General features: G+C 42.9%; 13 protein-coding genes. 8 read left to right on the top strand and 5 right to left on the bottom strand.

The features are described 5' to 3' along the window. Nucleotides 1–568 precede the first annotated feature (568 nt). The 4 genes from A6K76_RS01565 (at nucleotide 569) to A6K76_RS01550 (ending at nucleotide 5,262) form a co-directional block, all read left to right on the top strand. Nucleotides 569–886, top strand: coding sequence for a sigma-70 family RNA polymerase sigma factor (locus tag A6K76_RS01565; RefSeq protein ID WP_066461418.1), 318 nt, complete (start codon nucleotides 569–571; stop codon nucleotides 884–886). Nucleotide 887: 1 nt separating this feature from the next. Continuing rightward, the gene (locus tag A6K76_RS01560; protein ID WP_066461416.1) at nucleotides 888–2,384 is read left to right on the top strand and encodes a YcdB/YcdC domain-containing protein; all 1,497 of its coding nucleotides are present in this window, start codon (nucleotides 888–890) and stop codon (nucleotides 2,382–2,384) included. 182 nt (nucleotides 2,385–2,566) lie between these two features. Continuing rightward, nucleotides 2,567–3,409 (top strand): DMT family transporter, encoded by an 843-nt coding sequence (locus A6K76_RS01555; protein ID WP_066461414.1) that lies wholly within the window; start codon nucleotides 2,567–2,569, stop codon nucleotides 3,407–3,409. A 551-nt stretch (nucleotides 3,410–3,960) separates the two neighbouring features. Further along, complete coding sequence (locus A6K76_RS01550) at nucleotides 3,961–5,262, top strand: NCS2 family permease (protein WP_066461412.1); 1,302 nt, start codon at nucleotides 3,961–3,963, stop codon at nucleotides 5,260–5,262. Between the two features lie 49 nt (nucleotides 5,263–5,311). Here the strand turns inward: A6K76_RS01550 and A6K76_RS01545 are convergent, their stop codons facing one another. Then, nucleotides 5,312–5,926 (bottom strand): hypothetical protein, encoded by a 615-nt coding sequence (locus tag A6K76_RS01545; RefSeq protein WP_066461409.1) that lies wholly within the window; start codon nucleotides 5,924–5,926, stop codon nucleotides 5,312–5,314. A gap of 424 nt (nucleotides 5,927–6,350) precedes the next feature. On the opposite strand from A6K76_RS01545, the gene A6K76_RS01540 reads away from it, so the two are divergent. Further along, nucleotides 6,351–7,205 carry a DegV family protein gene (locus A6K76_RS01540; RefSeq protein WP_066461406.1) on the top strand — a complete coding sequence of 285 codons (855 nt, stop codon included), beginning with the start codon at nucleotides 6,351–6,353 and terminating at the stop codon, nucleotides 7,203–7,205. Between the two features lie 274 nt (nucleotides 7,206–7,479). After that, the gene (locus tag A6K76_RS01535; RefSeq protein WP_066461421.1) at nucleotides 7,480–8,043 is read left to right on the top strand and encodes a 3D domain-containing protein; all 564 of its coding nucleotides are present in this window, start codon (nucleotides 7,480–7,482) and stop codon (nucleotides 8,041–8,043) included. A gap of 59 nt (nucleotides 8,044–8,102) precedes the next feature. Here the strand turns inward: A6K76_RS01535 and A6K76_RS01530 are convergent, their stop codons facing one another. Beyond that, nucleotides 8,103–9,851 (bottom strand): methyl-accepting chemotaxis protein, encoded by a 1,749-nt coding sequence (locus A6K76_RS01530; RefSeq protein WP_083995174.1) that lies wholly within the window; start codon nucleotides 9,849–9,851, stop codon nucleotides 8,103–8,105. A 947-nt stretch (nucleotides 9,852–10,798) separates the two neighbouring features. Beyond that, nucleotides 10,799–12,547, bottom strand: coding sequence for a methyl-accepting chemotaxis protein (locus A6K76_RS01525; RefSeq protein WP_066461402.1), 1,749 nt, complete (start codon nucleotides 12,545–12,547; stop codon nucleotides 10,799–10,801). Between the two features lie 395 nt (nucleotides 12,548–12,942). Here A6K76_RS01525 and A6K76_RS01520 point away from each other — a divergent pair, with 395 nt between their 5' ends. Beyond that, nucleotides 12,943–13,419, top strand: coding sequence for a hypothetical protein (locus tag A6K76_RS01520; protein WP_066461401.1), 477 nt, complete (start codon nucleotides 12,943–12,945; stop codon nucleotides 13,417–13,419). A 44-nt stretch (nucleotides 13,420–13,463) separates the two neighbouring features. Here the strand turns inward: A6K76_RS01520 and A6K76_RS01515 are convergent, their stop codons facing one another. After that, nucleotides 13,464–14,654: a trypsin-like peptidase domain-containing protein gene (locus tag A6K76_RS01515; protein WP_066461399.1), complete on the bottom strand. Its 1,191-nt coding sequence runs from the start codon at nucleotides 14,652–14,654 to the stop codon at nucleotides 13,464–13,466. Between the two features lie 60 nt (nucleotides 14,655–14,714). Further along, nucleotides 14,715–15,221 carry a DUF4085 family protein gene (locus A6K76_RS01510; RefSeq protein ID WP_066461398.1) on the bottom strand — a complete coding sequence of 169 codons (507 nt, stop codon included), beginning with the start codon at nucleotides 15,219–15,221 and terminating at the stop codon, nucleotides 14,715–14,717. A gap of 240 nt (nucleotides 15,222–15,461) precedes the next feature. Here A6K76_RS01510 and A6K76_RS01505 point away from each other — a divergent pair, with 240 nt between their 5' ends. Next, nucleotides 15,462–17,171: an ABC transporter ATP-binding protein gene (locus A6K76_RS01505; protein WP_066461396.1), complete on the top strand. Its 1,710-nt coding sequence runs from the start codon at nucleotides 15,462–15,464 to the stop codon at nucleotides 17,169–17,171. Nucleotides 17,172–17,416: the final 245 nt, after the last annotated feature.

Here is a 17,416-nt window from a genome sequence, read left to right as displayed (position 1 = left end):
AACTGGCATTTCGCGTATGGTGGCTCGCTTTCCTGGGGCTCGGCTCAAGCCTCCGCGCCTCTCCTATGTGGATGCTTACGGGGTCTTGAGGCACGAGCTATTCCCCAAGGAGTCTCGCCACCCGCTCCATGCCACAAAAATGCAGCGTTCATCTCCGTCTTGCTACTAAAAACAAGCAATTCAGCTGTATAAAAATAGCTAATCAACAGACCTGCTATTCCTACAAAAGTTTCGGCGCACACGCTAGCCATGACAAAATCGCTTTGATCTCCGTTTTGCAGCTGAAACAACCGATTCAGCTTTAGAAACACGGCGTATTAACACACTTAGTAATATATATAAATATTTACATACTAAAATATATGTATATAAATATATGTATATATCTCGAGTGCATCGTTTCTTTCGATGCGCTTTTTTTCGCAAATTTTTGGCGAAACGAAACCTTTTATCGTGTTGGCATGCTCTAATAAGTAGAGGAGGTGAGCGCATGGCAACGATCGTTCAACGTGCGTGCGATGGAGACGAGCGAGCGTTTGAGGAGCTGCTTCAGTTGCACTGAGCGAAATTGATTGCGACGGCATGTTCCTATACGAAAGATTATATGGCAGCGCAGGACGTTGTGCAGGAGACGAGCATGAAAGCTTATAGCGCATTGTATCAATTAAAGGAGCCGGCGTATTTTGCAACGTGGCTATATAAAATACTTATTCGTGAATGTTTGCATTACATGAAGAAGGAAAAGCGAGCGGCGCAGATTGTTGTCGAGCTACAGCAATTGCAGCATGACGAGCCGACGCCGCAGTTTCATGCGCTATACGATGCATTAGGCGAGCTGAAGGAGAACTATCGCAGCGTGCTACTACTCCATTATTTTTACGATTAACATGATTGGCAAGCCGTTAAATACAGTGAAAACGCAGCTGCATCGTGCGCGACTACAGCTGAAGGCGAAATTAGAAGGAAGCATGCAGCGCACAATTCAACAACAGGAGGTAAATGGAATGTTTCAACAAATGGCATTACAATACGTATCGGTTCCTGCTTCGTTTTCGTTAGCGATTGAACATATCGATGAAAATGAGGCGACGTTCGTTTGGAAACAGAATGATATAGAAGAGGGGTATTACATTAAAGTGAATCGACAAGGTAAGCTATTGTCGCTATCGCAGCCAGTACAGTTAACCGAGGAACGTAAATCAACAGACGAGCTACAGATGATTGCCGAGCAGTTTATGACGACGCAATACGCAGACGCGCTCGATTATTTTACGCTACAGGAAGTGAAAGCGAAGGAGACGAGTGATCGATTTTATTATAAGCAGCTCGTTGCCAGTGTGCCGTTACTCGGTTCGTGGTGTACGATTGAAGTGGCGCATGACGGACAGCTAATAAATTTTGAATATCGTCCGTATGTCGTGACGCCGCCGCACGTACCAGCGACGCTTGCAGAAACAGCACCGATACTTCAGCAGCTACATAATGCCAATTGGACGACCGAGCTACAGTACATATCGAGCAATTATTATGACGTGGCGCAATCAGGCTTATACGTCGTGTATCATAGTACGTTTTTGTATCATTCATTCGACGCACAAACGGGTAATGATTTATCGCATCACGATGAGGAAATAGAAGAAATCGAGGAAACGTACGTGCCGCTTCGAGTCGTTGCGTGTGATGAGCGTCATACAACGCTTGAAAATATAATCGGTGTGCCGCCATCGATGGTGCGCATTCGTGAGACTGATATCGACGACGATTGTATCGGCATCGTATGGCGCGATGAAACGTATGAGCAGCCTACGGATAAATCGATGGAGCAATTTTTGTTTGACCGCTTCGAGGAGACGTTGAAGGCAACGGTGCATAAAGAAACAGGTGAGCTGCGCGGCTTCGTTTGGTTTAAAGAGCGTGCTGGCAACTTATCGCTTCATTACGCGCAATGTGAGGACATCGCACTTCGCTTCATTCAAACGTATTACGCGCCGTTCGTACCGTATTTGCGCATGGAAGTGAAGGAGTCGACGGTGGAACGACGTCATGCCTTTTTCCATTTTGCGTTGTTTGTTGATGAGACAATTGTGCAAGGTGAGTTTTTCCGATTGTCGGTGAATAAAAAGACGGGATTCGTTGATATGCTTATGGCGCCGAGATTGTCAGCGAGCGTGTTGCATGCATTTTGTAAGCAGCCACTTATGCCATTAGAAGAAGCGAAACACGCATTGTGCGACGTGGAAGCTCAGCTTGAATGGGATAAGCGTTATGAATTGGACGATCCAGTCGATATGCTCATTTATCGCTTCAAGCATCGCGGAAGTGGCAATCGTGTGCAGTGCATCGATGCGGTGTCCGGGCAGCTGATCGTATCGACGGAATGGTAGTTTACACATATTCATAGTTTAATATGTAAATATTTTTGTATATTCATATATGTATATGTCGTTCATAAGGACAAATAATTGCTACAATAATATAAAATTGTGCTAATAAATGTGAAAACGATGCTAAAAGACGTCAATGTCCATTACAATAAGTAAGATTTTTTTAGAGAGAAGGTAGCAGGATGTGGGCGTTGGCGGCAGTTGTCACGATGATGTGTTTTGGCATTAACAATTTTATTTTTAAACTGACAGCAGGGAAAAATGTTTCGAAAGTACATATGCAATTTTTCTTTTATGTTGTCGCATTTTTACTGATGCTGACGTATGGGCTTATGACGTCGATCGGTACAGTGCAGCTCGTGCCGGTGTTGATTGGAGCAATGATTGGTATTTTAAATGCAAACGGTAACATTCAAATGGCAAAAGCGTTTGAGAAAGGACCGGCGAGCTTAACGTCTCCACTCATTAGCACGAATGCGATTGTGCCGATTTTGAGCGCGGCGATTATTTTTCATGAGGAAATTACGCTCTTGCAATGGGGCGGCATTTTGCTCATGATGTTTTCAGCAGTCGTTATTCAATACACACCAGCGGCAGCAAAAGGCGCGGCGGTGCAATATAAGTCGTGGCTATTTCATGTTGCGCTGTCGTTTAGCTCATTCGGTGTGCTCGGTATTTTAATGAAAACATCGACGCATCATCATTATGATACGATCGTTGTGTTAATGAGTATGTATGCAGGTGGGGCGATCTATTTATTTATAATGAGCTTGCTGCAAAAGGAGGAGTGGCATGCGCTTGAGGCAAAATGGGGGGCGGTCATCGGTACGATTAGCGTCGTCGGTTATAGCAGCTACTTTTTTGCGCTTAGCACAGGTATTGCGAGCATCGTCTTTCCGATTGTGAGTTTAAGCTGTCTTGTCGTCGTTGTGGCGAGTTGCTACGTATATAAAGAGCGGCTGAAGTTTTATCAGCTCGCTGGTATTATGGCAGCGATTGTTGGCATTGTGCTGACGAAAATATGAAGATGAACGGAAACTGTGCTAAAGGTCGAAATGGACGATTAGCACAGTTTTTTGACGTTAACGTGACCGAGATTCGGTTTGTTCATACGCTACTTTTCTATAGCACAATCGGTTGTTTTCAGCAGCAAAATAGAAACTAATAGGAGCGTGCGGCGAGACTTTTAACGGAATAACTCGTGCCTCAAGAACGGCAGACGCGAGGAGGCTTGAGGAAGGCAATAAGCGCCACTACACAATATAACAATTCCTCTTCATGACCAACATCGTGTTCGCCGCCTAGCGATAGAAGATGGATCTGTCTCGAGTAATCGTAGAGGTAAAACGAGCTGCAATACGTGAATTGTCTAGCGCCCACACACTCGTGAGAAGTCCATAGCTAATCAACATTGTTGGTTAAAGATGTATGAATGCATGAATTTTTAAGTTGTGCATAAATTCCGATAATAAAGACTTTTTTATTTTCGTGAAAAATAGTTGCAACGACGGATTAAAACGAATAATATGTTTAATGTTCTTGAAAATGTTCGTGTTTTATAGGGGGAGTGCAACTAATGTTTCAATTACAGCAAAATGGAACGACTGTGAAGCGAGAAGTGCTAGCAGGTATTACGACATTTTTAACGATGGTGTACGTCGTCATCGTCAATCCGACTATTTTAGCAGAAGCAGGTGTACCGGTCGACCAAGTGTTCATTGCGACAATCATTGCGGCAGTGTTTGGGACGCTTTGGATGGGACTAGTGGCGAACTATCCGATTGCGGTCGCGCCAGGAATGGGCTTGAATGCGTATTTTACGTATACAGTCGTGCTAACGTCAAATGGTGAAATTGATTATTTAACGGCGTTTGGTGCAGTATTTGTTGCTGGTTTAATTTTTATGATTATTAGCTTAACGCCGTTTCGTGAAAAACTCATTGCGGTCATTCCGAACAATTTAAAGCTTGCGATTACAGCAGGGATTGGGCTGTTTATCGCCTTTATCGGATTGCGCATGTCGAAAGTGATTGTGGCGAACGAGGCGAATTTAGTTGGCTTAGGTGATTTACGTTCGGCAAGCGTGCTGCTAACGGTGTTCGGTTTAGCGGTAACGGTATTGTTAATGGCGCGCCGTGTACCGGGGGGCATTTTTATCGGCATGCTCATTACAGGTATTGTAGCGGCGATGACAGGTCAGCTAAAGGTGACGGACGTTGTACAAACGCCGCACATTCCAGAAGGCATTTTAGTATGGAATCCGATTCAAGCAATTGGAGATGTCATGACGTACGGCTTATACGGTGTCGTGTTTTCGTTCATTTTAGTGACGCTTTTCGATACGACGGGGACGTTAATCGGGGTAGCGAAGCAAGCAGGTTTAATGAAAGACGATGAATTGCCGCGTGCGCGTAAAGCATTGCTAGCGGATTCGATTGCGACGACGACAGGGGCAATGGTTGGAACGAGCCCATCGACAGCGTATATCGAATCGTCAGCAGGCGTTGCAATCGGTGGACGTACGGGCTTAACGGCAGTTGTCGTTGCAGTGCTGTTTATCGTGGCGTCATTTTTCAGTCCGCTTGTCGGCGCAGTATCAGGAGTTGCGGCCATTACTGCACCTGCGTTAATCATCGTCGGTAGCTTAATGATCGGTGCGGTGAAGGACATTAACTGGGCGGATATGGACGAAGCGTTTCCTGCATTTTTAGTCGTGCTTGCAATGCCGCTGACGTCGAGCATTTCAACAGGTATTGCGGTCGGCTTCATTAGCTATCCGTTATTAAAGCTTGTTGTCGGAAAGCATAAAGAGGTGCATCCACTTATGTATGCGTTTGCGATTTTGTTTGCGCTACAGCTCGTGTTTTTACCGCATTAATGAAAAAAGGACGTGCAACGAACAGCACGTCCTTTTTCTGTTTCTTCTATTATATATGTACATTCAGTTTATGATGCGTATCGCGAATGGCATTGTTGATTGCCTTTTGGAAGTCATCTGTTTGTTTAGCGTTCACAATCATCGTCTGCAAATACATACGCTGCATGCGCTGGTGCTCATCTTCGTGCTGTATATCCATGTTTTTATTAAAGTTTGCTTCTTCTAAATAGTAAATAACGCTTTCGTTTTCATCGACTGTTTCCATCACACGTACAACCCAGTCCATCACATAATAGCTTAAATAGTATGCGAGAATTATCAGTGTGTCGTCGGTCGTACTTTCGCGCTTTACGAACGCACTAATGATGCGATTACGTTCAATATATTCGAGCTGAAAAATGGCCGCACTGTACGCAAAGCGCTTCGTTTCATCGATAAAAAATCGTTTGTGAGAGGGGCTGTCATGTGTTTTTAGTGCAAACCATATATTGGCCGTCGTAATGAATGGATTTAATAGATCGAGCTTTTCGTGCAAATGAATTGTTGGAAATTGCTGTGCATATGCAAGTTGTTTGAATTGTTGAAGGTGGCTAGTATCGATTGTATATAAAATCATTGGCTCTGTAACGGCATTAATTTGTGCGAAACGTCGTATAACAAACACTCCAATTCAATTATTTTGATAAACTAGGTTCTGTCTAAAAATGATTTTATAACCGTCTGGACTTTGTTCGTCACTACAAATTGGGATTGACACATAAACGTTGCTTGAAACGAGAGCAGGACATTTACGTGAAAAGCTATCCTAAGTTATAGGTGAGAACCATTATTTTACTTTATTATATGCTGTTTGATTTAACTAAGCAACAACTGATTTTATCATCGGAAGCGCCAAAACAAAACATGTACATCAAAAATATAGTGTGGTGAACAAATTAAAATGCCTATATAATCCTTTTACATAACTCATGTCAAAATTATGTCGAACATCGTAATTATTATACTGAATATGACATTTGTCACTATATGAATGACAGTGAATCTATTACGATTTTTACAGAAATATTGTTACATGAAGGAGAATTTTCTTGAGTAAAAAAGTAGCATGGGTAACAGATACAGCAGCCCTATTAACACGAGATTTTATTGCACAGCATAACGTTCACGTATTACCATTAGTAATGGTTTTTGAGGATGGTTCATTTAAAGAGACGGTCGATTTCACACATGAGACGTTTTACGATAAATTACGTAATGCGAAGTCACACCCGAAAACGTCACAGCCGAGCTTCGGTGAACATGTTGCATTGTATGAAAAGTTGAAAGCTGAAGGGTACGATTACGCGATTGCGGTACACGTATCCGGTCAGCAGTCAGGTACAGTAGCATCATCACCTATGGCAGCCGAGCAAGCAGGGTTTAAAGTGTACGCAATCGATTCACGCATCGGCTCATATACGATGCAAAAAATGCTTGAGCATGCAATCGATTTACATGCACAAGGTGTTGAGCCAGAGGAAATTGTAAAGTCGGCGAACGCATTGCGCGATCGTGCTTCATTATCGTTCATTCCAGCAAGTCTTTCACAGTTGCACAAAAGTGGTCGCGTATCAGGAACAGCGATGTTTATTAGTAATTTATTGAACATTAAGCTCGTTATTTCATATGACGATGCAGGTGTTTGCTTCGTAGAAAAAAAGGTGCGTGCGGATAAACGTGCGCGTAAAGAAATTATTGATTTATTCGAAAAAGATGTAAAAGCAAACGGTGTAGACGAAGCGGCAGTCATTAACTGTAACGATGAGAAAACAGCGAACGAGTGGAAAGCGGAATTAGCAGCACAATACCCGAATACGAAATTTATTACAATTCCGTTATCAGCAGCAGTTGGTGTACATGCTGGTGAAGGAACAATCGGTTTAACATGGGTGCGTAACCCGTAAAGAAGTGGCAAGCATGCGGCAGTTGTCGTATGCTTGCTTTTTTTATTGAATAGTCAGATTGTTTTAATGGGATTTAATCCCTTTAATATCCATTAGTTGGATTTTTTAAGGCTTCTATGTTACAAACGATGTCCTATAACTGTAATGTAACAAATAACGTAATACTTTTGTAACATAGTTAACGCAGCTTTGTTACACAATTGAAACATAGGAACGGTAACATAGTAACTGTGGAATGAAAAAACAACGAAAATAACGGAGGAACTTCATGCCGATCCAAAAACTATTCACTTTTCTTAGTGCCGCATTAATTGCTTTAACACTTTTTGCTGCACCGACAGAAGCAGCTACGTACCAAGTCGTAAAAGGTGAGACTTTATCGACAATTGCACAAAAGCACGGTACATCTGTAGCAAAATTAAAAACGACAAATAACTTAAAATCAAATACAGTGCAAGTAGGTCAAAAATTAATTGTACCGTCAGCGAAGGCGTCAACAGCTACTTCAAAGCCTGCGACAGCACAAAAACCTGCGGACACACGTAAATTCAAAACGTTACGTGTAACAGCAACAGCGTATACTGCATATTGTGCAGGCTGCTCAGGCGTAACAGCAACAGGTATTAATTTACGTAAAAATCCGAACAAAAAAGTTATTGCTGTAGACCCACGTATCATTCCATTAGGCTCGAAAGTATGGGTTGAAGGGTACGGGGAAGCAATCGCTGGTGATACTGGTGGTGCAATTAAAGGGAACAAAATCGATTTATTTATGAAATCGAAAAGTTCAGCATACAAATGGGGTCGTCGTACAGTGACGATCAAAGTGTATCAATAAAAAAAGGTGTGTAGCAAGTCAACTGTTGACTTGCTACACACTTTTTTGTTTCAAGTAAGTTAATCTAAGTTATATTTCTTCAACATACGCTCTAAATTCGTTACAATTTTCGCCATTTCGGCAACGGAAAGCGTTAAGCCAGCAACTGCTTCGTCTTGTACTTGTGCCGTTTCACCGATTTGCTCTGAACGTTGTAAAATTTGCGTCGTAATGTCGTACGTTTGCTGAATCGAATCGTTTACTAAATCTGCTTGTGAACGAATCGCTGTTGAGCTGCTTGCAACGGACTCGACATTTGTCATGACGCGCTTTGATGATTGCAAAACGTTGTGTAGCTCGGTTTGGATATTTTTTACGAGTTGTGCGCCGTCTTGCACTTCGCCTGTACTTGCGTTAATTTGCGTTAGCACAAGCTCCGTTACTTTTTTAAACTGCTCAATTTCTTCGCGAATATGTTCAGCGGAGCGATGCGTTAGCTCAGATAAGCTTTTTACTTCGTCAGCTACGACCGCAAAGCCTTTTCCTGCGTCGCCTGCACGAGCTGCTTCGACGGACGCGTTAAGCGAAAGTAAGCTCGTTTGCTCGGCAATTTGTTGAATGACGCCAACCATATCTTCAATTTTGCCGTATTTCGTCGCGAGCAATGTCACGTCGTTTGCTGTTTTTTCAGCAGACTGTGCCATTTGCTCAACTTTTGTGCTAACGAAGCTTGCATTTTCGGCATTTTGCTCAATGAGTGAAGTCGTTTCTGATAAGCTGTCGATGACTGAATCAACATGTGTATGAATGTGATCGAGCTGCGTTTCCATTTGCTCGAAATTGCTATTTGCGGTTTTTACGAGCGATTGCTGCTCGCGAATGTTTTCATCGATTGATACGATCGATTGTTTCAGCGCGACGTTAGACGTTTTGACCTTTTGTGATACGTCTTGAATTTCATCTGATGTGCTAAGTAATGTCTTTAAAAATTTGCTTAAGTTGTCAATCATGCGCGTGAACGATTGTAACGTCGAACGGAATGCACGAGCAAAATTGACGATTGCAGATTTTTTCGTCATGTCGATTTGCTGAATGATGCGTGATGCATCCATTAGCTCGCCATCATTCATAGCAAGTGTTGCGTGGCGCAGTAAAATAACTGGACGGAACATGTAATACGAATAAATTGCAGCTGTTGCGACGATAATAGCGCTTAATAAAACAATGGTCGTTAAAAACAACGGCAACGTATCTTTTAATGCACGCTCTTGGATGACACCGAGCAAATTGAATTCATCATCGACACCGAAAATCGCAAAAATGTCACCTTGGTCATTTTTGAGCGGCACGTATGACGTAATTAAGTTGCCGAAATCCTCTGTTTCCTCGTATTCAGAATAGGAGCCATCTTTTTGAAGCGCTTGAAGTACTAAATCGTAATGTACGCCTTCCATCGTTTCACCGAGCGCGTACACGTCACCTGTTGAAAAATCGCCGCCATCAACGAGCGTCATCGCATCTTCTTGCCCATTAACGGGTGGTACGACAATGTACATATATGTTAACGGGTTTAGCTCAAGTAATTTTGTGAGCTGCTCTTGAAGCTCTGTATAGACGTCATTTTCTTCAGGGTTGTTCACAAGCTGTTGCACTTTGTTAATGTCGAGTTGCTCAACTAAAAATTCAGCTGACAATGTTGACTTCTCCATATAGGATGTTTTGACAATGCTTTGTGTAGCGATAAAAAAGGCAAAGCCAATTGCGACCGTAAAAACCAAAACAATGGCAAAAAATCCAAGTGCTAATTTTTTAAATAGCCAATTTCTCATAATATTCGCTCCCTTTAGGAAAAGAAATAATTACCAATGGATTACTACTGAGGAAAGAAAATAGTTAGTTTTATACTATTTCTCTCTATATTAAACTAAAAAATGGTAAAGTGGTATAAAAATAATGATAGAATAGACGGAAATAGTCCATTTAGTCTTTTTACTGAAAATAAAGCATAGTCAAGTTTACTAACGATCGTTCGTTAATTATGAAAAAAGCGTGTTGATTCGCAGGAGCGTAGTGCGGCTCGCTTGATGCGAATTCCTATCACTTGGCGGTGAACACGATGTTTGTTTTGAATGTGGTGGCTCGTGTAATGACATTGATCGCCCTGCTCAAGCATCCTCTACGTTTTGACACACGATCTTTTCCTCAAGGAGTCTCGCCGCGCTCACAATGTCGCATTAATTTCCTTGTTAATGCTGAAAACAACCGATAGGATCAACCGATTTGAAAAAAGATGAAACCTTTCGTCGTGAAATGCGTATAATATTATATCAAGTGATAAAGGGGAAATGAATCGTTGGATCATTGAAGGAAAGTTGTTTTGTTTTTATTATATTTTATGATGTTGTTTGATAGTTACTCAGCGACATTGTTAACATTGGAGGTGAAAGCACCGTCACAGCAAGCGTTTACGCAAGCTGTTGTGCCAGCTACACACCTCGTTACTGAACTGCGGTAGCAAAACACGTCGTAAAGTAAAACAAAAGCAAAATAAATGGCCGGTTGATGCGACAAAAAAGGCGCGCACGATTGACGTTTTGAAAGTTGTTGAACAACGTATACGAAACTGTTTGCGTATGCGCTGCCATTTGCTCGTGCAAGCACCATCTGCTAATTGAAGCAGGTGGTGTTTTTTTTGCTCGATGTAGGAAAGGCATTATTCGCTACATAATTATAAAATAGGCTGTTCGACATATAATGTGCCGAGCAGCCTGTTTTGTTAGTCTATTTGATAACGTTTAAGTAAATCGTCTAAATTGTCAACGACTGTTGTGAGATCTTGTACAGATGTTGTTAAGTCGAGCACAGCGTCGTCTTGAACGTGAGCGGTTTTGCTAATCGTTTCGGAGCCGTGTAAAATTTTGTTCGTAATAGTGTACGTTTGTTGAATCGAATCATTTACGAGCTGAGCTGTCGAGCGAATCGTATTTGAGCTTTCTGAAACTGATTCGACATTTGTCATAACGAGCTTGGATGATTGAAGTACTGTTTGTAGCTCGGCTTGAATATTTTTCACAAGCGTTGCGCCAGCTTGAACGTCGCTTGTGCTCACTGTAATTTGTGCTAGCACATGCTCTGTCACTTTCTTGAACTGCTCGATTTCAGCACGAATATGTTCAGCGGAATGTTGCGTCATCGTCGATAGCTTTTTCACTTCGTCTGCTACGACAGCGAAACCTTTACCTGATTCACCCGCGCGCGCCGCTTCGATCGACGCATTGAGTGACAGCAAGTTCGTTTGCTCGGCAATTTGTTGAATGACGCCGACCATTTCCTCAATGCTGTTATATTTCGTCGCAAGCAGCGTTACTTCGTCTGCAGTTTGTGCCGCAGTTTGTGCCATTTGTTCGACTTTTGTGCTGACGAAGCTTGCGTTTTCAGCGTTTTGCTCAATAAGTGATGTCGTCGCCGATAAGCTATCGATTACTGTGTGAACATGTCCATGAATATGCTCAATTTGCGTTTCCATGTGCTTAAAGTTGGAGTTCGCTGTTTCGACGATCGATTGCTGCTCGCGAATGCCGTCGTTAATTTCGATAATCGATTCCTTTAGCGAGACGCTCGATTGTTTGACGTTGTGCGATACAATGTTAATTTCTTGTGACGTGCTAACGAGCGTTTTTAAAAATTTGCTGACATTTCCAACGAGCCGTGTAAATGATTGCAACGTCGAGCGGAAATCGCGAGCGAAGTTGATGACTGCTGATGTTTTCGTCATGTCGATTTGTTGAATGACGCGTGTCGCATCGATTAGTTGTCCTTCATTCATCGCAAGTGTCGCCTCGCGCAGTGAAATGATTGGCTTAAACATACGATAAAGTGAAAATGCGGCAACTGTAACGATGATGGCACTTAATACAATAATCGTCATTAAAAATAGCGGTAACGTGTCGTTTAACGCGCGCTCTTGAATGGTACCGAGTAAGTTGAATTCATCGTCGACGCCGAAAATGGCGAAAATATTGCCGTGCTCATCTTTTAGCGGTACGTATGAGGCGATTAAATTACCGAAATCTTCAGTTTCTTGATATTGTGAGAATGAGCCGTTTTTTTCAAGCCCTTCTAATACGACGTTGTATTCGATTCCTTCAATTGTTTCACCAATTTTGTATACTTCACCAGTGGAGAAGTCACCGCCATCGACAAGCGTCGTCGCCTCTGTTTCACCAGGAAGCGGTGGGACGATAATGTACATGTACGTTAATGGGTTCAGCTCTAATAAGTCGGTTAGCTGCTGCTGAAGCTCTGTATATATTTCGTTTTCGACTGGATTGCTCGCGAGCTGTTGTACTTTATTAACGTCGATTTGATCTACTAAAAACTCTGCAGATAACGTTGATTTTTCCATATACGATGTTTGGACGATACTTTTCGTCGCAAAGAAAAATGCAAAACCAATTGCGATTGTAAATACGATAATGATACCTAAAAAACCGATAAATAATTTTTGTAATAGCCAGTTTTTCATGAAAATGGTTACTCCTTTATAAGTAAATGTAATATCGCTCGGTATATGAACTGCCGAGTGTTCGTAATTAAACAAAATGCTTTACTTATTATACATGTTTTATATAGAATAAACGCATATATTACTAAATATTTACTAAACGTGTAACTTTTCAGCTAATCAAACGCATCATATTATAGTAATATATAAACGAGAAATCCATTGTTTTTGTTAAATAGAAGTGGTCGAAATGACTTGAAATTATTGTGAGATGTGGAAAGTATAAGGTTCATCACCGTAATCTGGGGTTGACGTGAAAAGCAACCCCAAGTTATGGTGAAGAGCCAAGTATAATGTAAATGTTTGGAGTGACATAGTCGATAATGCTATGCTTATCGGAAAGGGGAAGTTTTTCATTGAGCTACTGTACATTTATTGCGACTAATTGTGAACTACCTGAGGTGAAGGGGAACGAAACATACATAACGGTGCGCGAGGCAATCGCACGTAATATGACAGCGCATGAATTTTTACCGTGGGAGGACATGGATCCGGAGGCACAGCTGCTCGTCATTGAGAATGAAGAAGATTTGTATGAGCTGACGATTACAGAAGGTACATATTATGACGTGAGCGATTACACGAAGCAGCCGTTCATTTACGAGTTGAGCTTTCGCTACACAGCCGAGCGCGTGCAGCAGCTATTTGACTACATAAAAGCGCATCAGCAAAGCGGGCAAGTGATTGAGTTACAACAAGTGTGGCTTGACGAATATGATGTGCCGACAACGACGCTGCATGCGGATGATTTGACGCTTGCACATTTACAGCAACTATATGATGACGCGCACGAGCAGCACGCCCCAGTGTATCGTTTAATAATAGAAAAATAAAAAGGTGTACGATGAGTCGCAACAGAACTCGTCGTACACTTTTTTCAGTTAGAAATGCCAATGCTTGCAATACGGAACGCGCCGTACTCATCGATTATGAGCGTGTACGTCGTGTTTTGGTTAAAATATTGGCTCTCTCCATGAAGCGGGTATAAATAAAACGTTTCATTCGTGTTGACATAATACATATTGTTGTCATACGTGACGTTTAGCACGTCGTTTGATAAAAATTCAAACACGTGCCCACCGTACGCTAAATCGAAAATGTAGTTATTAATTTCGGTATAAGCGGAGCCCGTTAGCAGCGCACTCACTAATGAAAAATCGCTATTGTTTAACGCTTGTTCGTAGGATGAACGAAATGATTGCACGAACTGACTAGCGAGCTGCTCGTTCGTCTCAGCTTGTGCAACAGTGTATTGTACGTATGCGCCACCTGCTTGCAATACAGCATCGCGTGACATCGGCTGCTTGATCCATTCATCGAAATACGGCATCATCGTATAAAGCGGAATGGCAAAGCTGAAATTTGTACTCGTTTCGGACGTGTATAAAAGTGAGTTAATGCCAATTACTTTACCAGTCGTCACATCGACGAGCGCGCCACCACTGCTGCCTTTATCGATTTGTGCGTCTACTTGATACACTTGCTCGTAAATGAAGTGCTCGAATGAAAAGTCGCGGTTATGCCCTGTAATGTAGCCGATCGATGCGCTATTTTCGAAGCCTTGTGGTGTGCCAAACGCGATTACCTCTAAGCCAATAGGAGATTCTGCTGTTTCGACGACGAGTGGTTCATGCTCGGTATAATGCGGCACGTGTAGCAGCGCAATGTCGTAAGCATCTGAAATGCCAATGACAGTCGCGTTATGTTGCTCGCCGTCTGAGTTGCGCACCGTTACATCGACGACACCTTTTACGACATGTGCGTTCGTCACGACGTAGCCACCGCTTGCATACAAAAAGCCAGAGCCTTGACCAGTTGGCGTCTCGACGGTGAAAATGCCGCGCTGAATTTTTTGAATGAGGGAGACGCGATCGGTAGTATGAGTTGCGGTTTCAACGTTCGGCTCATTGTTCGACGTTGCGTAATACGTACTGCTAATCGCAACAAGTACAATAAGCGCAATGCCCCATTTCCAGCTAAACAATTTTTTCGTCACGAGCCGCTCGCTACATTCGGCACAGAAGCGGCTCGTTTCGCTATTTTTTGCGCCGCATCGTTGACAATACATAAGCTGCACCTCCGTTAAATTTTACATCTGTTGGCATCATTATACATGAAAAATCGTCATTTATTCTATTGGCGTCATCGTGACACCGTGATTCGGGAAGTGTATTAAAATGTTCGCACTAGACGACAGCAGCACTTCAAACGATAATGTGTTGTCATCAATCGGCAAAAACTCCTCGTAAAGCCAGTCGTCCATTTCGAGCTGGAGAACGGATGCATCGTTACGTGCGTTCAAATGCTGAAATTGAAAATGTGATACGTCTTGAAACGACAGTCGCGACAGCTTTTCGTCCTTTTTACGTGCGGCAGCGTTCGAAATGGTCAAATGCACATGTAAACGTAAAAAGCTCGTTTGCTCAAACTCAATGTTGATGATGCGCGAGTCGTGAAAGCCCCAGCCGCTAAAGTGCTGCACGATCGAAGTCGGCAATCGATCGTGAATGCTTGTAAATACATGTTCATACGCCGCAACATTTTCCTCCCACTGCGCGTCGACTTTCACTAACGCCTCACCGACAACGTCATCGCGGTTTTGTGCCTCAAAAAGCTCATATAAAAAATAACGCAAAGAAATACCCCCTTATTTTCATCATAGCATATGAATTCGTGATGTAATGAAATCGGTCAAATGTGTATGTCGATTTTGCTAAATTTTTGTTATGATAAGTTTATTCGTTTTGCGAAATAATAAAAGGGAGAAGTATTGATTCATTTTTTGGCATATTAGTTACTTTATGCGGTTTAAGTTTCCGCGCTCCTGACTATGCTAATGATGTGAATCGATACACCTTAACAAAAGGAGTTTGCTATGATTCGTCAATTTATACCGTATTACAAGCCGCATCAACGCTTGTTTTGGGTCGATTTTTTAAGCGCGATTTTTGTTGCGCTGCTTGAGCTGGCATTTCCGCTCGCGGTGCAATGGTTTATTGACAAGCTGCTGCCAACAGGTCAATGGGGCACGATCATGAAAGTCGGCGTGCTGCTGCTGCTCATCTACATTCTGAGTTCAGCGATGCACTTCGTCGTCAACTATTTAGGGCATAAGCTCGGCGTTAAAATCGAGGCGGATATGCGTGAGGAGCTGTTTACGCACATTCAAAAGCAGCCAGTCGAGTTTTTCGACAACACGAAAACAGGGCATTTAATGAGCCGCATTACGAACGATTTAATGGATATCGGGGAATTTGCGCATCACGGCCCAGAAGATTTTTTCATTGCGATCATGACGTTTTTAGGGGCGTTTGTCATTATGTTCAACGTCAACGCGCAGCTAGCATTAACGGTGCTCGTCATTTTACCGTTTTTAGCGGCCATTATGATTTACAGTAACCGTAAAATGAAAGGCGCGTGGAAAGACACGTACAGCAAGCTTGCGGACATTAACGGGCGCGTTGAAGATTCAATGTCAGGCATTCGCGTCGTGAAGTCATTTACGAACGAGGAGCATGAAGTAGCTCAGTTTAACGCACATAATGAGCGCTTTAAAGAAACGAAATTTAAGGCGTACAAAGTGATGGGTGTGACGTTATCGAGCGTCTACATTTTAACGCGCTTGCTGACGTTAATCGTGCTCGTTGGCGGTGCGTGGCTAAGCGTTAACGGCAAAATGTCGTACGGGGAACTTGTAAGCTTCGTTTTATACATGAACGTACTTATTAAGCCGATTGATAAAATTACCGCACTGCTTGAAATGTATCCTAAAGGTATGACAGGGTTTAAAAACTTTAAAGAGCTACTCAATACGAAGCCGACGATCGAGGACGCGCCTGATGCAATCGATGTGTCGGAGCTTCACGGTGACATTTCGTTAAACAACGTAACATTTGCGTACGATCAGCAGCCGACGCTCACGAACATTTCGATGAGCATTCGTGCAGGCGAAAGCGTCGCATTAGTCGGTCCATCGGGGGCAGGGAAGACGACGATTACGTCACTCATTCCACGCTTTTACGATGTTGATGGCGGCTCGATTACGATTGACGGCATCGACATTCGCAGCATGACGCAAAGTTCGCTTCGTAAACAAATTGGTGTCGTGCAGCAAGACGTATTTTTATTTGCAGGTACGGTGCGTGAAAATATTGAATACGGTAAGCTCGGCGCGTCGTTTGAAGACATTCAGCAGGCGGCAAAACGCGCGAACTTGCATGACTTTATCGAATCGCTTCCAAACGGCTACAATACCGAAATTGGCGAGCGTGGCTTGAAGCTGTCAGGTGGGCAAAAGCAGCGTTTATCGATCGCTCGCATGTTTTTAAAAAACCCGCCGATTTTAATTTTAGATGAGGCAACGTCCGCGCTTGATACTGAAAATGAACGCATCATTCAAGCGGCGTTAGAGGAATTAGCACAAAACCGTACGACGATCATTATTGCGCACCGTTTAGCGACCGTTCGCAATACGGACCGCGTGTACGTCGTGACGAAAAATGGCATCGAGGAGCAAGGCACGTATGATGAGCTCGTTGAAAAGGGCGGCATTTTTGCGAACTTGCATAAAGTACAAGTGATTTAAAAAAATAGACTGGACATAAGTACATTTCAAATGTTCAGCGAATGAAGTTTATGATAACGAATTTGATGGCGGAGCGTGTGAAGCGGCGACTCCTAGGGGAATAGAACGTGCTTTAGCAAGGCTCGAGTACGGCGGTTTCGCCACGTCCATGTGGCACCGCCCGCATGACCAACATCGTGTTCGCCGCCGTTCCCCATGGAAAGCATCCGCGTAATGAAGCGTAGTCAAAAAGCAAACAAGTGCCA

Origin of the sequence: Caryophanon latum (assembly GCF_001700325.1) — a bacterium.
In the GTDB taxonomy this organism is placed as follows: domain Bacteria; phylum Bacillota; class Bacilli; order Bacillales_A; family Planococcaceae; genus Caryophanon; species Caryophanon latum.
This window is presented reverse-complemented; position numbering and strand designations above follow the sequence as displayed.